The sequence below is a fragment of the Proteinivorax tanatarense genome (assembly GCF_040267685.1).
In the GTDB taxonomy this organism is placed as follows: Bacteria; Bacillota; Proteinivoracia; order Proteinivoracales; family Proteinivoracaceae; genus Proteinivorax; species Proteinivorax tanatarense.
Window position 1 is genome coordinate 890,713 of record NZ_CP158367.1, and the last position, 22,805, is coordinate 913,517.

General features: G+C 34.4%; 18 protein-coding genes and 1 riboswitch. Of the genes, 13 read left to right on the top strand and 5 right to left on the bottom strand.

From position 1 onward, the window contains the following. Positions 1-142: 142 nt before the first annotated feature. Positions 143-574 (top strand): hypothetical protein, encoded by a 432-nt coding sequence (locus PRVXT_RS04430; protein WP_350344466.1) that lies wholly within the window; start codon positions 143-145, stop codon positions 572-574. Then, the gene (locus tag PRVXT_RS04435; protein WP_350344467.1) at positions 574-996 is read left to right on the top strand and encodes a ferritin-like domain-containing protein; all 423 of its coding nucleotides are present in this window, start codon (positions 574-576) and stop codon (positions 994-996) included. The genes PRVXT_RS04430 and PRVXT_RS04435 overlap by 1 nt, the downstream gene beginning before the upstream one ends. A gap of 137 nt (positions 997-1,133) precedes the next feature. Here the strand turns inward: PRVXT_RS04435 and PRVXT_RS04440 are convergent, their stop codons facing one another. The 3 genes from PRVXT_RS04440 to ggt form a co-directional block, all read right to left on the bottom strand. After that, positions 1,134-1,871, bottom strand: coding sequence for a GNAT family N-acetyltransferase (locus PRVXT_RS04440; RefSeq protein ID WP_350344468.1), 738 nt, complete (start codon positions 1,869-1,871; stop codon positions 1,134-1,136). A gap of 12 nt (positions 1,872-1,883) precedes the next feature. Further along, entirely contained in the window at positions 1,884-3,266 is a 1,383-nt protein-coding gene (locus tag PRVXT_RS04445) for an MATE family efflux transporter (protein ID WP_350344469.1), read from the bottom strand. A gap of 158 nt (positions 3,267-3,424) precedes the next feature. Next, positions 3,425-5,038: a gamma-glutamyltransferase gene (ggt, locus tag PRVXT_RS04450; protein ID WP_350344470.1), complete on the bottom strand. Its 1,614-nt coding sequence runs from the start codon at positions 5,036-5,038 to the stop codon at positions 3,425-3,427. Between the two features lie 175 nt (positions 5,039-5,213). Here ggt and PRVXT_RS04455 point away from each other — a divergent pair, with 175 nt between their 5' ends. The 9 genes from PRVXT_RS04455 to PRVXT_RS04495 all read left to right on the top strand — a co-directional run bounded on the left by PRVXT_RS04455 (position 5,214) and on the right by PRVXT_RS04495 (position 17,776). Next, positions 5,214-5,774 (top strand): YkoP family protein, encoded by a 561-nt coding sequence (locus PRVXT_RS04455; RefSeq protein ID WP_350344471.1) that lies wholly within the window; start codon positions 5,214-5,216, stop codon positions 5,772-5,774. A gap of 62 nt (positions 5,775-5,836) precedes the next feature. Further along, complete coding sequence (locus tag PRVXT_RS04460) at positions 5,837-7,543, top strand: sensor histidine kinase (RefSeq protein ID WP_350344472.1); 1,707 nt, start codon at positions 5,837-5,839, stop codon at positions 7,541-7,543. Then, positions 7,536-8,261 (top strand): LytR/AlgR family response regulator transcription factor, encoded by a 726-nt coding sequence (locus tag PRVXT_RS04465; protein ID WP_350344473.1) that lies wholly within the window; start codon positions 7,536-7,538, stop codon positions 8,259-8,261. Before PRVXT_RS04460 ends, PRVXT_RS04465 begins: the two co-directional genes overlap by 8 nt. A gap of 139 nt (positions 8,262-8,400) precedes the next feature. Then, positions 8,401-9,822 (top strand): carbon starvation CstA family protein, encoded by a 1,422-nt coding sequence (locus PRVXT_RS04470; protein WP_350344474.1) that lies wholly within the window; start codon positions 8,401-8,403, stop codon positions 9,820-9,822. A 347-nt stretch (positions 9,823-10,169) separates the two neighbouring features. Then, positions 10,170-11,903 carry an ABC transporter ATP-binding protein gene (locus PRVXT_RS04475; RefSeq protein WP_350344475.1) on the top strand — a complete coding sequence of 578 codons (1,734 nt, stop codon included), beginning with the start codon at positions 10,170-10,172 and terminating at the stop codon, positions 11,901-11,903. Next, a complete protein-coding gene (locus PRVXT_RS04480; RefSeq protein WP_350344476.1) occupies positions 11,904-13,694 on the top strand; it encodes an ABC transporter ATP-binding protein in 1,791 nt (596 codons plus the stop codon). It begins immediately after the preceding gene. Between the two features lie 153 nt (positions 13,695-13,847). Further along, positions 13,848-15,233 (top strand): pyridoxal-phosphate dependent enzyme, encoded by a 1,386-nt coding sequence (locus tag PRVXT_RS04485; RefSeq protein ID WP_350344477.1) that lies wholly within the window; start codon positions 13,848-13,850, stop codon positions 15,231-15,233. Positions 15,234-15,299: 66 nt separating this feature from the next. Then, positions 15,300-15,471: riboswitch (M-box (ykoK) riboswitch) on the top strand. Between the two features lie 141 nt (positions 15,472-15,612). Further along, positions 15,613-16,965: a magnesium transporter gene (gene mgtE / locus PRVXT_RS04490; protein WP_350344478.1), complete on the top strand. Its 1,353-nt coding sequence runs from the start codon at positions 15,613-15,615 to the stop codon at positions 16,963-16,965. A 94-nt stretch (positions 16,966-17,059) separates the two neighbouring features. After that, entirely contained in the window at positions 17,060-17,776 is a 717-nt protein-coding gene (locus PRVXT_RS04495; RefSeq protein ID WP_350344479.1) for an MgtC/SapB family protein, read from the top strand. 12 nt (positions 17,777-17,788) lie between these two features. Here PRVXT_RS04495 and abc-f read toward each other — a convergent pair whose 3' ends face one another. Then, positions 17,789-19,459 carry a ribosomal protection-like ABC-F family protein gene (abc-f, locus tag PRVXT_RS04500; RefSeq protein ID WP_350344480.1) on the bottom strand — a complete coding sequence of 557 codons (1,671 nt, stop codon included), beginning with the start codon at positions 19,457-19,459 and terminating at the stop codon, positions 17,789-17,791. A gap of 741 nt (positions 19,460-20,200) precedes the next feature. Continuing rightward, positions 20,201-20,707 (bottom strand): flavin reductase family protein, encoded by a 507-nt coding sequence (locus PRVXT_RS04505; RefSeq protein WP_350344481.1) that lies wholly within the window; start codon positions 20,705-20,707, stop codon positions 20,201-20,203. 184 nt (positions 20,708-20,891) lie between these two features. Between PRVXT_RS04505 and uvsE the strand changes: the two genes are divergently transcribed. Both uvsE and PRVXT_RS04515 read left to right on the top strand, forming a co-directional pair. Beyond that, positions 20,892-22,124 carry a UV DNA damage repair endonuclease UvsE gene (gene uvsE / locus PRVXT_RS04510; RefSeq protein ID WP_350344482.1) on the top strand — a complete coding sequence of 411 codons (1,233 nt, stop codon included), beginning with the start codon at positions 20,892-20,894 and terminating at the stop codon, positions 22,122-22,124. A gap of 17 nt (positions 22,125-22,141) precedes the next feature. Next, positions 22,142-22,726 (top strand): tetratricopeptide repeat protein, encoded by a 585-nt coding sequence (locus PRVXT_RS04515; protein WP_350344483.1) that lies wholly within the window; start codon positions 22,142-22,144, stop codon positions 22,724-22,726. Positions 22,727-22,805 lie beyond the last annotated feature (79 nt).

Sequence of the window (22,805 nt, forward strand, 5' to 3'; positions counted from 1 at the left end):
GCTGATTTCAATCTGTAAAAAGTTCCTGATAATTTAAAGGAACTTTTTTTAAACTTTTTTCCAATTTTAGCAGGAAAATAAATAGAGACGTCGAATAATAGTTAAAGAGAAACAATAACTATTACTAATAGGGGGATTAAAAATGGGAAACCAAATTAACATGGAGGGCATAGTAAAGAATCTAAGCCAGTGTTGTTTAAGTTGTGCAGAATGTTCTAGTACAACTTGTTTAGTTAGCTATGACAAGAGAGTATTAAACAAAGCCATTTTAGGCGAAGATGAATTTGTTGATGGAGGCTTAGATGGTTTAAACATAATAGATACCAAAGTATATGATGAAGATGAGGTTATTGACACCATAGGCTATTTATTAAATCAATGTAAAAACTGTAAGCTTTACCATGATGAAGATTGTATTATTAATGTTATAAGATCGTCTTTAGAGTTAATTTTACTAGGGGAGTATGTGGATTACGAGGGAAGTGTTTTTATGTATTTAAATAATATTAAAGATTATGATGAAAAAAAGGCTGAAAAAATAAGCCAAGCATATAGCACAAGGAGGATGAAATAATGACTGAAAAATTAGTAATTGAGCAAATTTTAGGAGAAGCAAAGGGAACACCGGTGGAAAGGGATGTAAAGCAAAATTTCAAGGGTGAGACTACAGAAGTTGGTATCTACCTAGCTATGGCAGCTCAAGCTCAACGGCAGGGATATCCAGAGATAGCTGAAGTGTTAAAAACTTTGGCATGGGAAGAAGCTGAACATGCAGGAAGCTTTGCTCAGATGAATGGCATGATTAAAGAAGATATCTTTGACAATTTAAATGAAATGTTAGAAGGAGAAGTCTTCGCAAATCAGAATAAGAGACAATCCTCATTAAAAGCAAGAGAGTTAGGTCTAGAAAGTGTGGCTGATTACTTTAATGAATCTGCAAAAGATGAGGCAAGGCATGCAAAAATGTTAGAAGGTATATTAAAAAGATATAAATAGCTACAAAAAAGAGCTGCTGTAAATTATAAAAATATAATTTGCAGCAGCTCTTTTTTATGAGTTTATTTATTTTCTAGTACTAAAGTGTCCAATTAATTGGTTACCACCCAACAAGCTTTTAAACTTTAATTACTCAATTATTTGGTGCCAAACCAGACTACTTCGCCATATTTCTTGAAGCCTATACTCTCCGAAAGAGCTATGGAAGGAGAGTTATCAGTGACAATATGCACGTATGGTGTATGCCCTAAATCAAAAGCTTTTTTAATTAAGTCTACGCTTACTGAAATAGCAAGTCCTTTACCTCGATGCTCTTTTTTAGTATACATAACTCCTAGAGAACCGTCTTCCCTGACCAAAGCCCAAGAAATTGGATTACCGTTTTCATCTCTTACGACAGAGCTAGGTCTTTGTTGTATACAATTTTTAAGATAGTCAAGGGATTTAGGATGCTCTGAACGATAGGTATAATAATAGTCTACAATCTCAGCATCGTTTAGGGTTAAGGAATCTACTTTGTGTTTAGGCTTTTTAATTTTTAAACTTTCAGGGGTTACGTAATAAAGATAACAAAATTCATTCCATTCAATCTCTGCTTTTTTTTCTATCAGATCATAGTACTTTCTGAGTATACCTGCAAAGTTTTGAGGTTTTTTTAATAATGAATCTAAAAGTTTGTCAGTGGTCTTACTGTCTTGAGAATAAATAACATTCCATTCATCATTTTGTAAAATATATCCTTGGGGATTATTCAGGTTATCCACAAAAAGATTATATTCTTTTTGAAATTTTAACCTGCCAATTGTGTTAATGTTGCCTATCTTGTCTTTTGAAAGTAAATTGATTAAAACTTTACTATCATTTATTTTGTACATTTTATCTCCTCCCTATACTTTTTTGGTTTTCCATTTACCTTTTCGGTACCATAAAACAATGATTATCATCTCCACTAATACGGATAAGCCGATTCCAAGCCATACCCAGTTGGCACCTAATTCTAAATGATTTGCAAAATAGCGAGCAAAAGGGTATTTAAAGCCTAGATTGGCAACTAAAGAAGCGACCATAGGGGGTGCAGTATCTCCAGAACCCATAAAAATACCACCGTATATAGCGGGGAAAATAACTAGGAAAATACATGGATATACTATTCTAAAATAACTAACTCCCTCTGCAATAACCTCAGGGTCATTAGTAAAAACTGACATGGTTTGTTCTGCAAAAATGAAAAATGGAACAAAGAATATAAGCATGTTGACAAAAGCAAACTTTAGACCATCACGGCCATATTTTTCTACAGAATCTATATCGCCGCGGCCTAAGTTTTGACCAGTAAGTACTGACATTGCTTGAGTTAGTCCCATAATTGTTATAAAAACAAGACCAATCATTCTTCCACCAATACCAAATGCTGTTATAGCTACTAAACTTACGTTGTTTGCGATACTGTACATTAGCAGTGCTGTAATTGGGCGGGCTATCCCTTGAACCATGGCAAAAGAACCGATTCTAATTATTGTCCATAAGTCTTTTAAAATAATTTTATACTTTTTGTAAGCCTGCCATAAAGAGGAGTGAAAAAATTTCTTCTCTAACAGAAATACTAGCGAACAAGAGCCGATTAAATTTGCAGCTACAGTACCTAAGGCGGCGCCTTTATATCCAAACTCCGGAATGAACCCTATTCCAAAAATAAAGATGTAATTGAAAAAAATATTTAGTATATTCATTCCACAGAATACAATCATCGGAGTAAAGGTATCTCCTTTAGCCTGGAGTATTCCCCGAGAAGTTAAGTTGAAGAAAATAAAGGGGGTGGCAAAGGCCAAAATCTTAAGATAACTAGCCCCATATTCCAATATCTCTCCTCTAGCTCCAAAAAGGTATAGAAAGGAGTTTCCACGGAAATATAAGAAACTAAGAAAAACTCCACCAGTTAGAAATGCTAATAATATACCTTGACTGGCCATTTTTTCTGCGCCAGTAATATCATTTGCCCCTACTCTTCTTGAAATAGTTGCCAAGCTGCCAATGACAACAAACTGAGCTGCTGCTATAGTTACGTCTAATACCCCATTACCATAGCTTATTGCCGCAAGTAACTCGTTACTTTCAAGCATAGAAATAAAGTATATATCAACAATCCCAAGAATTGTCTGTAAAAACTGACTTAGCATTATTGGCCAAGCTAGCATCAGAATGGTTATGATATTTTGGGATGTATTTTTAGCGGAAATGTCACTGGGCATAGTTAAGGTGTTGGTTTTCATTGGATTCCTCCTAAAAAGATTAGCTACACGAATTTTTTTGCCATCTAAACTATTTCTATTCGCTCCCGGCACTTAAATTACCTTCTTATAGTTGTTAACTTTTTTTAATAAAAAAAGCCCAACACAAAGATACTATGTGCTGGGCATTACGAGTATAATTACCATCCATATATAGCGCCATCAGTACGACTTTCAGTGCCTCCAATTAATACTTTTGTATCTGGTCGTCTCCAGATAATCTGTCCTCTGCCAAAACTTCCAGAGTTATGAGCTAACTGTACTTTGTGTCCTTTAGCAGATAACTGGGAAGCTATATGGTTAGGTACCGATTGTTCTAAGGTTATAGTTTTGTCTTTGATCCATTGCCATCTAGGTGCATCTAAAGCAGCTTGAGGGTTTAAGCCAAAATCAATACAATTCATTATGACTTGCATATGGCCTTGAGGTTGCATAAATCCACCCATTACCCCAAATGGACCGATAGGGCTACTGTCTTTTGAGACAAACCCAGGAATTATAGTATGGAAGGTTTTTTTTCCAGGTTCTAATCGGTTTTCATGATTCTTATTTAAGGAAAAATTATGACCACGGTTTTGTAGGGCGATTCCAGTGCCAGGAACTACTAGGCCAGAACCGAATCCCATATAGTTGCTTTGGATAAAAGAAACCATATTTCCTTCTTCATCTGCAGTTGCTAAGTAAACAGTTCCTCCTTTAGGAGGGTCACCTGCTTCTGGCTGTATGGCTTCCGTACCTATTAGGTTTCTTCTGCTTTTTGCATAGTCACTAGATAATAACTTCTCGATAGGGACACTCATTTTTTTCTCATCAGTGATATATTTTAAACCATCCACAAAAGCTAACTTTAAAGCTTCAATTTGTTTATGATATGTTTCTGCACAGTCTTTTTCAATGAAATTTAAGCCACTGGCTATGTTCAGTGCCAAAAGTGCTATAGCTCCTTGACCATTAGGGGGAATTTCCCAGATATCATATCCCCTATAATTTGTTTTTATGGGCTTTACCCATTGAGGAGTAAACTGCTCTAAATCACTTTTTTGTATAAAACCGTCATATTGTTTAGAAAAAGAATCTATTTGCTCAGCTAACTCTCCCTTATAAAAAGATTCTCCTCTGGTTTTAGCAATTGACTTTAGAGTGTCAGCATGATTTTTAGACTTCCATATATCTCCAGGTTGTAAAGGTTTGTTGTCGGGTGCAAAAGTTTCAAACCAAAATTTAAATTGTTCTCCAACAAGAGATTTTTTGTATGCTTTGTAAGCAGCTTGCCAATAGTATGATAGAGTGGGGGATAGAGGATAGCCATGCTCAGCATAGTCAATGGCTGGTTTTAGCACTTCTTCTAAGGGGAGCTTGCCAAATCTTTTAGAAAGAGCGGACCAAGCAGCGGGAACTCCGGGGACGGTTACTGGGATAAAACCATGCTTAGGCATTTCTGTATATCCTCTCTTTTTTACTGAGTCTATGGAAATTGAACTGGGAGCCTGTCCACTAGAATTTAGGCCATAAATTTTATCTTTAACCCAAACAATGGCAAAAGCATCTCCTCCAATACCGTTTGAGGTTGGTTCTACTACAGTTAAGCAAGCAGCTGTAGCTATGGCTGCATCAATGGCATTTCCACCTTTTTTCATGATTTCTAATCCAGCTTGAGCTGCAAGTGGTTGCGAGGTTGCTACCATACCTTTTTTTGCAAATGTGGCATTGCGCCTAGAAGCGTAAGGGTAGTGCATGGGGTCGTTGTTGTACATAAAGTATTCACTCCTTTTCATATACTTATTGATATTACTTTAATTATAAATGAAAAACCAAAACTTTCATAATATAAATTCACACTTTATGGCATAAACTATTTATTAATTTCGTTTTTTTTGTTAAAATAAATTCATTAGACTTAACAACTTAATTTGTAAAGCGAGGTCTGTTATGAAAAAATTTGTGATAAATGTGTGGGGAAAATTAGACATATATTATGCTAAACTTATGGGTTTGTATAGCATCAAAAAAAATGGTGAGGATTCTATAATACGGGCTCGCTTTGTTAAACACTGGGGATCTGATATAACTTTAAAAGATGGTACCATTATTAAAAAGAATGATCTTTTGCTTAAAATACACATACACAATGTAAAGTTTATCAAGGAACTTTCTACTATTAATTCGCCGATTAGAAAAGGAATGCATGCTTATAAGGAAGTGGAACAAGCTATGCCCGGATTGGCTGATTTTATAGAATCCCATCCCAAATGCGAAACTATAAAAGCCGTTGTAGGTGTGACAATGCTCACAAAGGGAACTTATCGGTTGGGATTTGAAGAAAAAATAATTACAAACGTATGTTATAGGTGGATGAAATACCTTTCTCAAGTGCCTATATACTACTTATCCAATGGATGTATCAACAAAAAAATGTTTCAAAAAAACAGAGTGAAATTTTTATTACAATCAAAAGAATCAATCTTAAACAAAAGTAAACTTGCCTCATAGCTATTGCTTAGCAATAGCTATATTTTATTCAAATTTCCTTTAAATGATAAAGGGGTGTTTGTATGGATATAACTGTATATCAATTGCTAAAAAGTATGATTAATAATGTAGCCATAATTGTTATGTTAGCTTTCATATTAACTAAAATACCTATTTTTAATAGATTGTTATTAAAGCATAGGCAAGTGGGACTAAAAGGCAAACTTATTTTAGCTTTAATATTTGGGTTGTTTGGCATTTTAGCCACATATAATGGCTTTCCGGTAAAAGGAGCGATAGCTAATGCTAGAGTTATTGGGGTAATTGCTGGGGGGCTTGTGGGCGGACCAATAGTTGGTATTGGAGCAGGAATTATTGCTGGAGCACACCGGTATGCAATAGATATCGGTGGATTTACAGCTTTAGCATGTGGGTTGGCTACGGTAGTAGAAGGGTTTATCGGGGGATATGCCCATGACAAAGCAGCTGTTAAGCCTGTTAAAGCATCTTTTGCTTTTAAAGTTGGAGTAGTAGCTGAGCTAACTCAGATGGCGATGATTCTTCTTATAGCTAGGCCTTTTGCTGATAGCCTAGAGCTGGTTAAGATAATTATAATACCAATGACTTTAATGAACTCACTGGGGATAGCTTTATTTGTTATGGTAATACAAAATATTTATGGAGAAAGGGAAAAAACTGCATCAAAACAAGCTCAAATGGTGTTAAAGATTGCCGATCAAACTCTTCCTTTCTTTCGCCACGGTTTAAATAACTACTCAGCAGCTGAAGCAACTAAAATTATTCATAAACACACCCAAGCTGTTGCAGTGGCGATAACTGATAAAGATAAAATTATCGGTTTTGAAGGTGCTGGAAGGGACCATCACAAGCCAGGGATGCCTATTAGAACTCGTATGGCGAAAGAAGTGATTAAAACAGGAACAAGTAAAGTTGCGGGCCGAAAAATGGATATTCACTGTGGGCACAAATCATGTCGCTTGAATTCTGCAATAATGGTTCCTTTAAAAAATAGGGATCGCAGCATAGGGTCTCTTGTTATTTTTAGCGACCAAAGCAATGGTATCTCTTCGATTGAAGTAGAGCTTGCTACCGGGCTTGCTCAGCTATTTTCAACTCAGATAGAGCTAAGCAATATTGAAAAGCAAAAACAAGATTTGGCACGGGCAGAGCTGAACGCTTTACAAGCTCAAATCAATCCACATTTTCTGTTTAATGCTTTAAATACGATAGTTTCTTATATAAGGATAAAACCCGATGTGGCTAGAGAACTTCTTATTCATTTAGGAGATTTTTTTCGGAAAAATTTAGATCAAGCACAGCAAATGGTTACACTTCAAACGGAAATTAAGCATGTTAAGTCCTATATTGCTATAGAAAAGGCTCGTTTTGGCGATAAACTGGACATTCGTTATGATATAAATCAAGCCCAAAGTTATATGGTTCCCTCTTTGATTTTGCAACCACTGGTAGAAAACTCCGTAAAACACGGGCTACTTCCTAAAAAAGCAGGAGGCGAAATTAGAGTTTCCAGTAAAATAAAGGATAATAATCTTTTTATAAAAATATGGGATAACGGTGTGGGAATGGATACCAGTATGCACCAACAAAGAAAAACTGAATCTGGCATAGGACTTGTAAATGTAGATGATAGGCTTAAAAACCTTTACGGAGAAGGCTACAGTTTGAGTATCGATAGCGAAAAAGGAAAGTTTACTGAAATATCAATGTTAATTCCTTTGCAATCAAGTAGGAGGTTAAAGCATGGATAAAATAAAAGTAGCAATCATAGATGATGAACTGCCATCAAGGGAAGAACTGAAATTTCTGTTATCTCATCGTCGAGAGTTGGATATAGCTTACGAAGCTGATAATTTTGAAGATGCTTTTGACTTAGTTAATCATAAAGATATAGATCTGTTATTTTTGGATATTCAGTTAAAGGATAAAAGTGGTGTTGATTTAGCTGAAATTATTGACCATAAAAATATAGAAATAATTTTTGCCACTGCTTATGACATGTATGCGGTAAAGGCCTTTTCGCTAAATGCAGTGGATTATTTGTTAAAGCCTTTTTCACAGTTACGGGTTGAAAAGGCTGTAAATAAAGCTTTAAATAAAATATTAAAAGAACGAGATGTTAAAAAAAGCTATCCTCAGAAATTAACTTTCTGGAAAGGTGAAAAAATGCATGTCATCTCTCCAGAAGAAATAGTTTTTATTACAGTAGATGAAAAACAGGTAAAGATATATACAGACAAAGGGATTTTTTTTGACCATACAACTCTTAAGGATGTACAACAAAAGTTAGAACCTAAAAGTTTTATAAAAACTCATAGAAGCTATGTTATTAATTTAGAAAAAATTTCTGAAATAATTCCTTGGTTTAATAGCACCTTTAATCTAAAAATGGAAAAGTATACACAGATGAAAATACCGGTAAGTCGTAGCTATCTCCAAAACTTTAAGAAAGAATTAGGACTCTCCTGACCCAATACTTGTTAATAAGGTTGAATTTTTGCAAGTAAACCTAAGATTTTTGCAACTTAAGAAATTATCCCCTTTTTTTAAAAATATAGTTTTATAATGTAATTGATAAAATTATAAAATTTTAACAGGGGGCTAAACAATGTATACATTTTTAGGTTCTATTGCATTATTAATTTTAGGATACTTTGTTTATGGAGCATTTGTAGAAAAAGTTTTTGGTGTCAAAGAGGATAATCCCACCCCAGCAAAACAAATGTCTGATGGTGTGGATTACGTTGAAATGGACTGGAAAAAGATATTTTTGATTCAGTTTTTAAATATCGCGGGACTAGGCCCAATATTTGGTGCTGTAGCAGGTGCATTGTGGGGCCCTGCGGCGTTTATCTGGATTGTGTTAGGTTCCATTTTTGCTGGAGCTGTTCATGATTTTTTCTCTGGGATGCTTTCTATAAGGCATAAGGGGTCAAGTGCTTCAGAGATTATAGGTATTTATCTTGGTGACAACGTCAAAAAAATCATGCGAGTTTTTTCTGTAGTATTGCTAGTTTTAGTAGGTACAGTTTTTATGGCAGGTCCCGCAGGGATTTTGGCAGATTTAACTGGCATTGCAGCTCGTACATGGATTATGATAATTTTAGGTTATTACTTTATAGCTACCATACTGCCTGTTGATAAAGTTATAGGTAAAGTTTATCCTTTATTCGGTGCAGCCCTTTTAATAATGGCTGGAGGTATAGCCATTGGTTTATTTGCAAATGGGTATGAAATTCCAGAGCTAGTTTTTGAAAACTTACATCCAGAAGGTGCTCCCATTTGGCCACTTTTATTTATAACGATAGCTTGTGGTGCTATTAGTGGGTTTCATGCAACTCAATCACCAATGATGGCACGCTGTGTTAGTAACGAAAAACATGGCAGAAAAGTTTTTTATGGAACTATGATTGCTGAAGGTATTATAGCTTTAATTTGGGCAGCTGCAGCAATGACTTTCTTTGGAGGAACTGAAGGTTTGGGACTGGCTTTGGGAGAAGCTGGGGGAAACCAAGCTCCTATTGTTAGAGAGATTTCCACTGAACTAATGGGTGTTGTTGGTGGTGTTTTAGCAATGTTAGGAGTGGTAGCAGCGCCAATAACATCAGGTGATACTGCTTTTAGAAGCGCTAGGCTAACCATAGCAGATGCCTTTGGATACAAGCAGGGGCCTATCGCAAAAAGGTTAATAGTGGCACTGCCACTATTTGCAGTTGGGTTTACTTTAACATTTATTGATTTTGATGTTATTTGGAGATACTTTGCTTGGTCAAACCAAACTTTAGCTATGTTTATGCTTTGGGCCTCTGCTGCTTACCTTTATGTCAATGATAAACTTCACTGGGTTGCTTCAGTTCCTGCAACTTTTATGACAGCTGTTTCGGTGACTTATATCCTGCAAGCGGAAGAAGGATTTAAGCTAGCAACTTCTATATCATATCCTGTTGGAATTGTTGCCGCTATAACAGTTTTAACCTTGTTTATATTTACAGGTAAAAAGTGGCCAAAACATAATCAAATTTCTAGCTAATTGCTTATTATAGAGCCTTCTGAATTTAGAAGGCTCTAATAAATATTAAATAAGTTTAATAATTGTTGACAATTGTAAAAAATTGAATTATTATAAAATGGTAACAAAAAATCAAAAGGAGGTAGGGAAGATGAAAATTTTACGTGCTGGTATTTTAATTAATAAAATATTACTGTCTAGCCCTGCCCATTTTAAAGATAGCGATTATTAGTACTCACTGTTAAATAATATGGAGACATGGGCTTAATGTCCATGTTTTTTTATGTTTAAAAAGCCATGGGATACCTATGGCTTTTTTTGTACTTTTATCCTCTTGAAAATGGGTAGAAAGAAAAGGAGGGGCAAACTTGAAGAGAGTTGCAAAATATGTTTTGAAGTATAAAGTGTTATTTTTAATTCCATTGCTAGCTATGCTTACTTTTATAGCACTGGATTTAATTCAACCATACATTATTGGTCGTATAATAGATGATGTTATAGAGGAAGGTAACATGTCAATGCTAAATAGCCTTATTATGGCGTTATTAATCATAACTTTAGGAAAAGCAATTTTTATTTACATTAGTGAATATCTTTTTGAAGTAGCTGGAGCTAAAACTAGCATCGATATTAGAGAAGATTTATTTAATCATATACAGAGGTTACCTTTTAATTATTTTGATGGTATTAGTACCGGTGAAATAATGTCTAGAACAACTGAAGATGTCAATAAAATTTGGATGGGATTAGGATTTATTATAAGATTTATGGTGGAAAATATAGTGTACTTTACTTTAGCGTCGATAATGCTGTTTAGCTATAATTGGCAGTTAGCAATAATAACCCTATCAGTAATGCCGATTATGGCAAAAGTTGCCTTTGCTTTTGAAAAAAAGGTGGGGAATACATTTGAAAAAATAAGCGATCAAAATGCTACGTTAAACACAGCTGCTCAAGAAAACTTAGCTGGAATTAGACTTGTTAAAGCATTTGCTAGAGAAAGATACGAAATTGAAAAATTTCTAAAAGAAAACGACAAATACTACCAATATAATTTAGAAAATGCTCAGATAGTTTCTAAATACAATCCAATACTTGAGTTTTTAAGCAACCTGACTTTAGTTTTAGTAGTAACTGTAGGTGGAAACTTTGTCATTGGTGGCCAAATGAGCACAGGTGATTTGGTAGCATTTAATGGCTATGCGATGATGCTTGTATGGCCTTTGAGACTAATGGGGTGGTTAACTAATGTGCTAGCAGAATGTCAAGCGTCAGCAAAAAAAATCTTTAAAATAATGGATATTAAACCTAACATTAAAAGTCCTGATAATCCTAAGCAACCTAAAAATGTAAACGGTCATGTTGTTTTTGAAAATGTCTCATTTAAACACAAAGGGAAATATATCTTAAAAGATATATCAATAGATGCAAAACCTGGGTCCACAGTTGCTATTATGGGTACAACTGGCTCTGGAAAAAGCTCTATCATAAATTTAATAGGTAGATTTTATGACTGCACCCAAGGAAGCATTAAGGTAGATGGCGTTGATGTTAAAGATAGAGAGCTCAATGAACTAAGGGCAAATTTATCTGTAGTTATGCAGGATACTTTTCTTTTTTCAGATACTTTAAAAAACAATATCAAGTTTGGTGTTGAATCGACAACAGAAAAGGACTTTCAATCAGCTTGTCAAGATTCTATGGTAAGCGATTTCGTAGATGAAATGGAAGTTGGTTATGATACGGTAGTTGGAGAAAGAGGAGTAGGGTTGTCGGGGGGACAGAAACAAAGGGTTTCAATTGCTAGGGCTTTGCTTAAAAAAAGTAAAATACTAATATTAGACGATGCTACATCGGCATTGGATATGGAGACAGAGTTTAATATACAAAGAGCTGTGGATAATAGAAAAGGAATAACTAAGTTTATAATTGCTCATAGGATTTCAGCAGTTAAAAATGCCGATGAAATCTTGTTAATTGAAGATGGAAAAGTTGTGGAGCGAGGAAATCATTCTAGTTTGCTTTACAAAAAAGGGAAATATTATGAAATATATAAAGAGCAGTTTAAGGATATAGAGAACCAGACGCAGGAGGTGATATAAATGAGCAGAAACACCTTTAGAGAAGATGAAAAATTAAAGGAATCGATAAACTTTAAGGTAGTGTTGCGGTTGCTTAGTTATTTATCACCTCATAAGCTAGCAGTCATCAAAACAATGACATTAATGATGGTAGTTGTGCTAGTTGAGGTTATGAACCCTTTTCTTTTAAAGCTTGCTATAGATTTTTTTATTGAGAGGTCTAATTCAATAGGGTTAGTATATCTTGGTGTAGCAGCTGTGAGCGCAAATATCGTAGCTATGGTTTGTTCTAGGTACAGAGTACAAATAATGGCAAAAGTTTCTAATGGGGTATTAAAAAAAATCAGGCAGCAACTGTTTAATCATATCCAGAGATTATCATTTTCGTTTTTTGATAACAGGCCGTTAGGAAAGATACTTTCAAGAATAATTGGTGATGTAAACTCATTAAAGCAGTTGTTTAACCAAAGTATTAATAATTTGATTCCCGATATTATTATGTTGATTGTTGTTATAATAATAATGCTTGCTATGAACATTAAACTAGCAGTTATGTCTTTTGTACTTCTTCCAGCACTTGTGATTTCGATGTTTGTTATTCAAACTATAGCTAGAAAGCGATGGCAAAAGTATAGGCAAAAAAGATCTAATTTAAATGCCTTTATACATGAAGACTACTCTGGTATTCGAGTGGTTCAAAGTTTTGCCAGAGAAAGACATACTAGCAAGACTTTTGATGACTTATCTAGAACATCTGTAAAGTCTTTTTTGTCAGCAATGAAGGTATCGGCATGTTTTTGGCCTTTAGTTGAATTATCATGGGGTGTAGGAACAATTATAATTTTTTGGTATGGCATAAATCTTATTAATGTTGGAGAAATAACTCCAGGTGATTTAGTGGCCTTTAGCGGATATATTGGAATGTTTTGGCGACCGATAAACAATCTAAGTAACTTCTATAACTCGTTAATAACTAATCTTGCAGGGGCTGAACGGATTTTTGAAATTATGGATATTTCACCAGATATAGTGGATTGTCAAAATCCAAAAGTGTTGCCACCCATAAAGGGGAAGGTTGAGTTTAAAGACGTAACTTTTAAATATGATAAAGATGGAGAAACGGTGTTGAAAAAAGTTAATTTTACAGTAGATACCGGAGAAACTATTGCGTTAGTAGGACGTACAGGAGCAGGGAAAACAACTATTGTAAACCTTTTAACAAGGTTTTTTGACACATCAGAGGGTAGGGTGCTGGTGGATGGGTATGACATTAAAGGCGTGACCATTGAATCGTTAAGAAGTCAGATGGGAATAATGACTCAAGATACCTTTTTGTTTTCTGGAAGTATAAAGGAAAATATTAGGTATGGGAAATTAGATGCCACAGATGAAGAAATAATTGGTGCTGCAAAATCTGTTCATGCTCATGACTTTATCTCAAAATTAAAAGATGGTTATGACACTGATGTACATGAGAGGGGAGCAGGTTTATCAATGGGACAAAGGCAGCTTGTGGCCCTTGCAAGAACCTTATTAGCAGATCCTAAGATTTTAATTTTAGATGAAGCCACCTCTTCAATTGATACCTATACAGAAAAAATGGTGCAAGAAGGATTGAAAAAATTGTTAAAAGGGAGAACATCTTTTATAATTGCTCATCGTCTGTCCACTATTAGGGGTGCAGATCGAATTATGGTAATTGATGATGGACAGATAATAGAAACTGGCAAACATAACGAGTTGATGGAGAAAAGAGGAAATTATTTTAAACTAACAATGGCCCAATATAAATTTTTAAAAGATGGAGCATAGAATAAAAGAGATGGTTAACAATCATCTCTTTTATTATTTTTAAAAATTAGTGAAATAATAATAATGAATCCAATAATAAATCAAGTATGATACTTTTAAAAATTTATGTTACAATAGTAAAAACCATAAATTACATAAAAATGGAGGTATGCTATGAGTGAAGAAAATATTCTTAAAAGTCGAGTAGGAAAAACACCGTTGATAAGAGCTAAAAAATTGGAAGAAGAACTGGGGATTTCAAAAATTTACTTAAAATTAGAGGGAGGCAATCCTTCTGGACACCGTGAGGATAGACTTGCATATTTGATTATCAAAGATGCTTTAGATTTTGGGAAAGACACTATTTGCTTTGGAAGTTTTTATGGACTTGGCAATTCTTTAGCTTATTTATGTCAGTACTATGATATAAATTTAGTTTTTGTGCTTCCTAAAAATAGTAAAGCAACAAAAAAGAATATACTTAATCAGCCTAATATCAAGTTGATAGAATATGGTAAAAACATAACAGAAAGTGTAGACCACAGTAACAAATTGGCAGAAGAAAATAATTGGTACAATGCCAACCCTGGAGTGGAAAATAATGTTTTAAACATGTCAGCTTTATCATATATAGCCAGTGAGCTGAGCGCACAGGCAAAAGGGCCAATTACTACAGTGTTTTCACAGATGAGTTATGGATTTTCAGTTTCCGGTTTACATCTAGGTTTTAGACAGCTTTGGATACATGACCACATAAAAAAAATGCCTCAGCTTTATAGTTGCACAACAGATAAAGGTAATGTAATTTTAGAGTCATATCAAAAAGGTAAAGAAAAAATCGTTAGTCAAAATCAAATTAAAGCTAAAGCAAGTAAATACAATAGGCATTTGGTTAACCTAAATAGCTCTGTAGCACAAGATGCTTTAAATGCCATTTATGATACAAATGGTAGAATTATGGGGGTATCCGATGAGGAACTGGTTGAGTATGTTTCTATGTTTAAAAAGCTAGAGCGCATCAAGTTAAATACCACCAATGGATTTCCCATAGCTGGATTTATTAAACAAGCTAAAGAAGGAAAGTTATCAGATGGAGCTCACGTAATTTTGTTGAATGATGGAAAAGCAAATGTAGAGATAGATGCGGTAACAAAAGAGGATAAAGATGTAACAGATGATAAGATAGTGGATTTAATTCACGATTGGTTAATGGAGTACACAGACCCCAAAGAAGAAATTTATGAAGCCCTGGAAAATGCTTCAGATAAAGGGCATCTACTATTTGCATACCATAACAAGGATTTAGCAGGGATAGCAATTATCGTTAACACCGGATTTGAACATTTTTCTGCCAAGTATCATCTTGGATATATTGCTACGAAAAAGACTATTAAAGGTCGGGGTATTGCTACCCAATTACTAGCAAAAGCAGTAGAGGTTACCGACGGCAATCTCTCGCTACACGTAGAAAAAAGCAATAAAAAGGCTATTAAGCTTTATGAAAAAATGGGATTTGACGCTCCATACATCCGTATGCTGCATAAAGCTAAAGGAAAATAACTTATAGTAAAAGTATTTGACATATAAATTTTGAAGTGCTACAATCATAAGTGGAAAAATTAATATAGGCCAAATCGTTAGGTGAGGCTCCTAGAAGAACACAGGCTACTGCCCAGAAATGTCCAGAGACGCCAATGGGTAGAACAGGCACTTCCGAGTTAAGGATTTGCATAATGTAGCTGATTCTGATTAGAATCTACGTCTTCTAGTGTCAAAGCTAGAACGAAGGGTAAGGCAAAGCTGTATTTTTATGTGCGTTTAAACGACCCCTTCGTGGGTCGTTTTTTGTTGGAGGTGGTTATTTTATGGTAGATGAAGATTGTTATTTTACTTATAATTTTAGGATTTGGAAACAATAAAAAAGAAGGAGGAGATAAAAATGAAATTTCAAAAAGTTTTAGAGTTACTGAATAACAATGAAATATCTACATTAAAGGATGTTATTAACAGTTATAACAGCTTAGATATTAACTCTATCATTGACCAGCTTGAAGGAGATAAAAAGGCAGTTGTTTTTCGCTTGCTAAATAAAGATAATGCTATAAGCGCTTTTGAACTAATGGATATTGATAATCAACAACAGATTTTAGCACTTTTGACAGATGAAAGGGCAAATGAGTTCGTAAATGAGCTAGAACCTGATGATAGGGCAAAGTTATTAGATGAGTTGCCGGCAAAGGTTGCCAACCGCTTAATGTCTTCGTTGTCAAAAGAGGAGCGAGATAAAACTGCTAATATTTTGGGGTACGAGCCAGAAACTGCGGGCCGCATAATGAACCCAAATATTTTAAAATTAAATGGTACTATGACAGTGACAGAAGCTGTCAAAAAAATTAAGGAAAGATATAAAGATATTGAAGATTTTCACTTTATTTTTGTAACTGATAAAAAAAGGAAACTTGTTGGTTACGTTTCTTTAATGGATGTTATAGTGGCAGACAAAGAAGATAAAATTGAAGATGTTATGGAACCTAATGTTTATAGCGTTTATACATCTGAAGACCAAGAAAAGGCTTCTCGACTATTACAAAAGGCTGACTTAATAGAACTGCCTGTTGTTGATAAAGAGGGTAGGTTGTTAGGTGTTATTACTGCTGATGATGCTATGGAAGTCCTTGAAAATGAAGCGACTGAGGATATTTTTGAAAAAGCAGGTCTTACTACATCTGATAATGAGGTAGATAGAAGTAAAAGAATGATTAACGGAACTGTACTTCAGATATGGAAGGTTAGACTACCATTTTTAATTATAACACTAATCGGTGGTTTGACAGCAGGTGCCGTAATTGGCAGCTTTGAAGAAACATTAGAGGCAATTGCAGCTGTGGCTATATTTATTCCAGTAGTAATGGATATGGGGGGGAATGTAGGTACCCAATCGTCAACAATTTTTACAAGAGCACTTATTTTAGGTCAGATTGATCGCAAGAGGTTCTCCAAACACTTTGCAAAAGAGGTAGGAATTGGAGCAAGCATGGGAATGTTATTGGGTATTGTCACTGGAGTTATCGCAGAGGTTTGGCAACAAATCCCTGGAATAGGATTTGCAGTTGGAATTGCTTTAGCGTTAACAGTTACCCTAGCAACAGCGTTAGGTTTTGCTATACCGTTCCTTTTAAATAAGTTAGGTTTTGACCAAGCAGCAGGATCGGATCCAATTATCACAACAATTAAGGATATATCAGGGCTTGCAATTTACTTTTTCCTAGTTACCCATTTCTTAGGACATTAAATGTAAAAAAGAGCGGTGATAGACTAGTATGTCTATTACCGCTTATCTATATAATGAGTTAAGGGGGCAAAAAAAGAGTTAAGGAGGCAAAACTATGTTTTTTTTGGAGTTTTTTCAACATAACATTTATATTTTTCATTTTATTATGCGCATCGCTCTAGCCTTTATTTTAGGAGGAATTATTGGCTTTGAAAGACAAAAGAGGCAACGTATGGCAGGAATGAGAACAAACGTATTAGTTTCGTTAGGGGCCTTTTTATTTGTAACATTATCTATGGTAATAGAAAGTGAATCAAGTCCCACAAGAATGGCAGCTCAAGTTGTTTCGGGAATTGGCTTTTTAGGAGCTGGCGTTATAATCAGGGATGGTACTAACATAAGGGGATTGAACACTGCCGCTACTCTCTGGTGTTCTGCTGCAATAGGAGTGTTAACAGGTGCCGGATTCTTATTTGAGGCTATAGTTGGTACAGTGTTTGTGCTGTTAGCAAATGTTTATTTGCGCCATGTTATCCAAAGGTTTGAAGATAAACCTAGATCAATTAGTGATTTTGAAACAGTATATAAACTTAGAGTTATCTGCTTAGAAAAAGAAGAATTTCATGTACGAGCGTTGTTGATTCATATGCTTCAAGGGGAGGATATAACCCTTACCAACCTCGAGAGTGAAGATGTTGATATGACAGAGTCGGCTGAGGTTACAGCTAGGGTTACAAGTATAATGAAATGTCACTCCACAATGGAGAAGATAGCTAGCAGGATAAGTTTAGAATCGGGTATCAGATCAGTTGGGTGGGAGGTTGAAGACTAACGTTGTTTTAATTTAATTATTTCTAAGCTTTACCAACTCTTTAAACTGTTGGTCTAATTGTTGATACTTTACGCTGTCAGGGGGCGAGTCTGATAGCTTACTTAATACTTCTGAGATTTTAGTTTCTACAAGAGCTTTATCCATTTGTTGCTGTGAGTGCTTTGATTGATTTTTCCACGGAGAAAGGTTTTTAATAATCTTATTATCTTTAATTTCTAAAGCAATATCACATGTGTTTTCCACAAGATAGCGGTCATGGGAGACTAAAATAAGAGTTCCTTTAAAGTCTTTTAACGCTTGTTCTAATTGTTCTTTGTTTGCGATATCTAAGTGATTAGTTGGCTCATCTAAAATTAGAAAATCGCAGGAATTTAATATAATGTTCACCAGTTTTACCTTTGTCCGTTCACCCATGCTCAAGTTTTTAATTTGATTTGTTACAGCCGCTGAATCAACACCTAGGTTAGCTAAAGTTGTTTGAGCTATACTTTGTCTGCGGCCGCTTTTAGCGTTGAGATACTCAAGGGGTGTAATATGCTCCTCTAAATCAGCTACATCTTGGGACAGATAACTAAATGTGGCAGAAGGACTAATCCATATCGTACCGTTATCTGGCTGCTCAGTTTGATTAATAAGTTTTAGTAAAGTTGTTTTTCCACAACCGTTAGGGCCGATAAGTGCAACTTTTTCCCCGCGGTTTAAATAAAAAGAGCTATTTTTAAACAAATCATCGCCGCTATATCCTTTTGATAAGTTACTGACCTCTAATATACGCTTGTTTTTTTTGAAATCAGCGGCAAAATCAAACTTTATCTGTCCCTCCTCCCAGGGCTTTTCCACTCCCTCTGAATCAATTTTTTCAAGCTTTTTTATTTTGGACTTTACTTTATCATCTATTTTTCTTGCACTTTTACGATAATGAGCCTTTGTTCCCCGCATATCAGATTGCTTTCCTGCTTTGCTCCACGATGTATTTGACCAGTTTTTTAGTCGATTAATTTCCATATTTATTTCTTTCTTTTTCTTCTCCTGCTTTGAATAGCAATTCCAATTTTCCAAAGTTTGACGCTGCTTTTGATCTTTATAGGCAGAATAATTTCCTTGAAAAACTTTTACCTCGCCACGGTCCACTTCTATAGTTTTATTAGTTACTTTATCAAGAAAAAATCGATCATGGGATATAACTAGCAAAGTGCCGTTATAGGTCTTTAAAGTATCAATCAACCAGTTTATTCCATCAAAATCCAAGTGGTTCGTGGGCTCATCTAAAATTAACAGAGTTGGATTTTTGCAAAGGACTTTTGCCAATGCTATTTTAGTTTTTTCGCCACCGCTAAGCTGTTCAAAATCAACTTTAACCTTTTCTCCGACCTTTATTTCGCTGGTGGTTTGATAAAAGTTAGATATGCTCTCTTGAATTATCTCCGTATCAGTATTTATATTGTTATAATCTGTAATCTGCTTTAAGTACCCAATAATTAACTTATCGGCCATTATGTTTATACTACCAGAAGTAGGTGAGATAGCTGCTAAGATTGCTTTTATCAAGGTAGTTTTGCCGGCGCCATTTTTACCGACAATGCCAATCTTATCGTTTTCAAACACGTCGAAAGTAACGTTTTTTAGTACCGTTTTATCTCCAAACTCTACACCAACGTTTGAAAGTGATATTAATTTATACATAAATAAAACCTCCATTCAAATAAAAAAGCTGTAACGGGACACAGCCCATTACAGCTTAAAGTTAAAGTTGTGCCCAAAGCACAACCTAAATAAGCGTAAGTGATATGTTCATGGCATGTGTTCTTTTATCTATAAACAAAAGGCAAAAAGGACATAGATATCCTGTAGGTAGTTCGCTTTTTTGCCAGTTATTTAATTTGATGAGATATTAAGAACACTTAATGAACATATTTTTTTAAGCAAAGCTCCTTTTTAAAAAGATTATATTATCAATATATACTGGTTTGGCAGAAAAGTCAAACAAAATAAAAATTAAGTTTTTTAACATCAAACAAACTAATGTACAAAAAACAATGAACATATGATAGTTAATGTTAAGTCCCTTTAGAGGGGGACTTAGTTTTTTTCTATGGTAAAGAGTAAACTTGTTGAAATGCTGAAAACTAAAGTAAACTAATGATTGAAAATTAGGCACTGTACTGGTAAAATAATTAATTCATAAAGCATTTGCTTTTCTGTTTTTATGCTTTTTGGTAGGTTGGAGTTGTTTACGGTATTTATTCTTCTAATGCCGGATTTTTGGAGAGATAAATAACAACCGGATGTCGAAGGAACTAGTTGAATCCAAACAATAAGCTCTCAAAAGTTGTTAAAGGCATCTTGAAGAGGTTTAAACAATCAAAAGCTGGCTCCTACATTGTTTAGGAGCCAGCTTTTGCTGCGCAATGAATTATTTATTATTTAGTCTAATAAGTAGCTAGATAGAATTTCACCATAGTACATGATGTGATAGTTTGCTTTAGGATAGTAACGGGGTTTGATGTCCCAATGTACCAAAGCAGGTTCCATGGCCTGTTGGTATACAACTTTACATTCGTAATGGAGATTGCATTGGCCTATAACTGGTACGTTAACTTTTTGTCCGTCTACGGCCTGTAATGATAGGTGTTTAAATTTGTCATAATCTCTTCCAGATTTAGTGCCACAGAATGCAAGTTCATCTTTTAGATTTGAGTTAAGAGGGACACTAATGGTAAACTCACCAGATTTTTCTAACAACTCATAAGTAAAGCGTGAGTAGCGCACCGCTAAGGTAAAGATAGGCTTACCCCAAAAAATTCCTACAGACCCCCAACCAATAGTCATAGTGTTGGTTTGATCACCATATTTAGTGGTGACAAAGGCACCCTTGGGCAGTTGATTAGTCATTTCAGTTAAATATTGGTTAAAATCAACTTCTTTAATCAAAAAAATCAGCTCCTTTAAAAAATGGTATTTATAATAACTATTATAAAATTTTATAAAAATAAACGAAACCCTTAAAAAAATTATTTTTTAGCAAATGTCTAAATTTAGTTAATGTAATTTTAAAGTTTGTGCTATATTGATATAGTTGATATAATGGTAATGTCAATTATTGAGGTGGGATAATATGAAGCTAGGATATGCATGTATTCCTTTTTCTATAGAGGAAAGGACCAACAAAAGTTTTCGCCTTTCCAACTTATCAAAGGAGCGTTTCTATCAAACTACACAGCAAAATATAGAAGGGTTAAAAAATATATTAACTTGGAACATACAGCATGATATTTTTTTGTTTCGCATAAGTTCTGACATAATACCTTTTGGTAGTCATCCAGATAATAAGTTTAATTGGGCAAATGATTTTAAGCCCGATTTAAGAGAAATAGCAGGAATCATAGAGAAAAATAAAATAAGAGTATCATTTCATCCGGGTCAATATACGGTTTTAAATTCCCCCAAAGAAAAAGTGCGGCAACAGGCTATGAATGATCTCGTTTATCATTGCCGTTTTTTGGATGAGATGGAACTGGATTATACCCATAAAGTTGTGCTTCATTGTGGTGGAGTATACAATGATAAGCTAAAATCAATGGCCAGGCTTAAGGATATCTTGTCAGAAGTGCCTAAAAATGTTTTAAGTAGGTTAGTGCTTGAAAATGATGATAAGAGTTATGATATAGCTGATACTTTAGAGGTTGCTAATCATGCAAATATACCAGTGATATTTGATTTATTTCATCATCGTTGCAATAGTCCTACAAAGAAAAATGAATACTATTGGTTTAAAAAATCAGTAAATACATGGTCTAAAAAAGATGGCGTACCTAAGGTCCATTACTCAAATCAAGCAGAAGGTAAAAAGATTGGTTCCCATTCCTTAACTATTAGCAGTGAAGATTTTATTGAGTTTTATAATAAATATAAAAATTATAATGTGGATGTTATGCTGGAGGTTAAAGACAAAGAGTTATCTGTGTTAAAATGTCAAAATCTAGTTAACGATGGCTTGTCAGTTAAACACCGTACAGATATTTGGGCTTTATACAAGTATGCTGTTATGGAAAAAGACTATTCGCTGTATAAAGAGTGTAGTAAAGTAATAAATAGTGATATAAATATTACAGAGTTCTATAAAATAGTGGATAAAGCAATTCTTATGCCCATAAACTACGGTTCTTTTGCCAATGCTGCAGAACATATATGGGGATATTTTAAAAATCAAGCAACACAGTCAGAAAAAAAGCGTTTTTTTGATACTTTAAAGCAAAGAGATGTTAAAAAAGTAAAAAAGATTCTTTGGGCTCTTACAAAGAAGTATAACAACGAATATCTTAAAAAATCTTATTTTTTCTGTTATTAAAAAGGAGGAGCTTTAAAATGAATAAAAATAAAAAAATATATAAGATTATAGGGGCTACCGTAGCTGCAATCATGATAGCAGGTGTTATGGCTCCACCTACAATAGGGATGTTTAGTTCTCAGCCTCAAATGGCGTATAAAGAACATTTAGATGAACTTAAGGTTGCTTTAGAAGAGGATCCTAATGATTATACAAAGATACTTGAATTAGCAAGCTTAAAAGTTGATGCAGCCAGTTATTATATATCACAAGAAGACTATAACAACGCAGAAGACTACCTGCATAAAGCCCTAAGTAACTATCAAACGGCACTGGAAATAAACGACGAAGATAAAATAAATATTTTAATAGAAAAAAGTTTTATTTATCATGAACTAGGTGAAGTGGAAAAAAGTGAAGAAACTATTTCCAATGCATATTCATTACAGCCAGAAAATCCTGAGGTCTTGCATAGCTATGCAATAATTCTCCTCAATATGGGAAAATATGAAAGTGCTCAAAAGCACTTTGTCAAACTAAGTGAGCATGAACAGTTAAGTGAAGAAGAAAGACAAACTTTTTCAGAATATGTAGACATTATAGAAGATGTATTACAAAAATAGTAAGCTTAAATCCACTGAGACAATATTTTCAGTGGATTTTTAACAAATAAAACTAATTGCTAAATGTGCAGAGTGACTT

Excerpts from the sequence above, each read along its gene's own strand:
- uvsE (WP_350344482.1), top strand. The coding sequence starts at position 20,892 with ATGAAGCTAGGATATGCATGTATTCCTTTTTCTATAGAGGAAAGGACC.
- PRVXT_RS04515 (WP_350344483.1), top strand. The coding sequence starts at position 22,142 with ATGAATAAAAATAAAAAAATATATAAGATTATAGGGGCTACCGTAGCT.
- PRVXT_RS04465 (WP_350344473.1), top strand. The coding sequence starts at position 7,536 with ATGGATAAAATAAAAGTAGCAATCATAGATGATGAACTGCCATCAAGG.
- PRVXT_RS04495 (WP_350344479.1), top strand. The coding sequence starts at position 17,060 with ATGTTTTTTTTGGAGTTTTTTCAACATAACATTTATATTTTTCATTTT.
- PRVXT_RS04470 (WP_350344474.1), top strand. The coding sequence starts at position 8,401 with ATGTATACATTTTTAGGTTCTATTGCATTATTAATTTTAGGATACTTT.
- PRVXT_RS04435 (WP_350344467.1), top strand. The coding sequence starts at position 574 with ATGACTGAAAAATTAGTAATTGAGCAAATTTTAGGAGAAGCAAAGGGA.
- PRVXT_RS04460 (WP_350344472.1), top strand. The coding sequence starts at position 5,837 with ATGGATATAACTGTATATCAATTGCTAAAAAGTATGATTAATAATGTA.
- PRVXT_RS04480 (WP_350344476.1), top strand. The coding sequence starts at position 11,904 with ATGAGCAGAAACACCTTTAGAGAAGATGAAAAATTAAAGGAATCGATA.
- abc-f (WP_350344480.1), bottom strand. The coding sequence starts at position 19,459 with ATGTATAAATTAATATCACTTTCAAACGTTGGTGTAGAGTTTGGAGAT.
- PRVXT_RS04485 (WP_350344477.1), top strand. The coding sequence starts at position 13,848 with ATGAGTGAAGAAAATATTCTTAAAAGTCGAGTAGGAAAAACACCGTTG.
- ggt (WP_350344470.1), bottom strand. The coding sequence starts at position 5,038 with ATGTACAACAACGACCCCATGCACTACCCTTACGCTTCTAGGCGCAAT.
- PRVXT_RS04430 (WP_350344466.1), top strand. The coding sequence starts at position 143 with ATGGGAAACCAAATTAACATGGAGGGCATAGTAAAGAATCTAAGCCAG.
- PRVXT_RS04440 (WP_350344468.1), bottom strand. The coding sequence starts at position 1,871 with ATGTACAAAATAAATGATAGTAAAGTTTTAATCAATTTACTTTCAAAA.
- PRVXT_RS04455 (WP_350344471.1), top strand. The coding sequence starts at position 5,214 with ATGAAAAAATTTGTGATAAATGTGTGGGGAAAATTAGACATATATTAT.
- PRVXT_RS04445 (WP_350344469.1), bottom strand. The coding sequence starts at position 3,266 with ATGAAAACCAACACCTTAACTATGCCCAGTGACATTTCCGCTAAAAAT.
- mgtE (WP_350344478.1), top strand. The coding sequence starts at position 15,613 with ATGAAATTTCAAAAAGTTTTAGAGTTACTGAATAACAATGAAATATCT.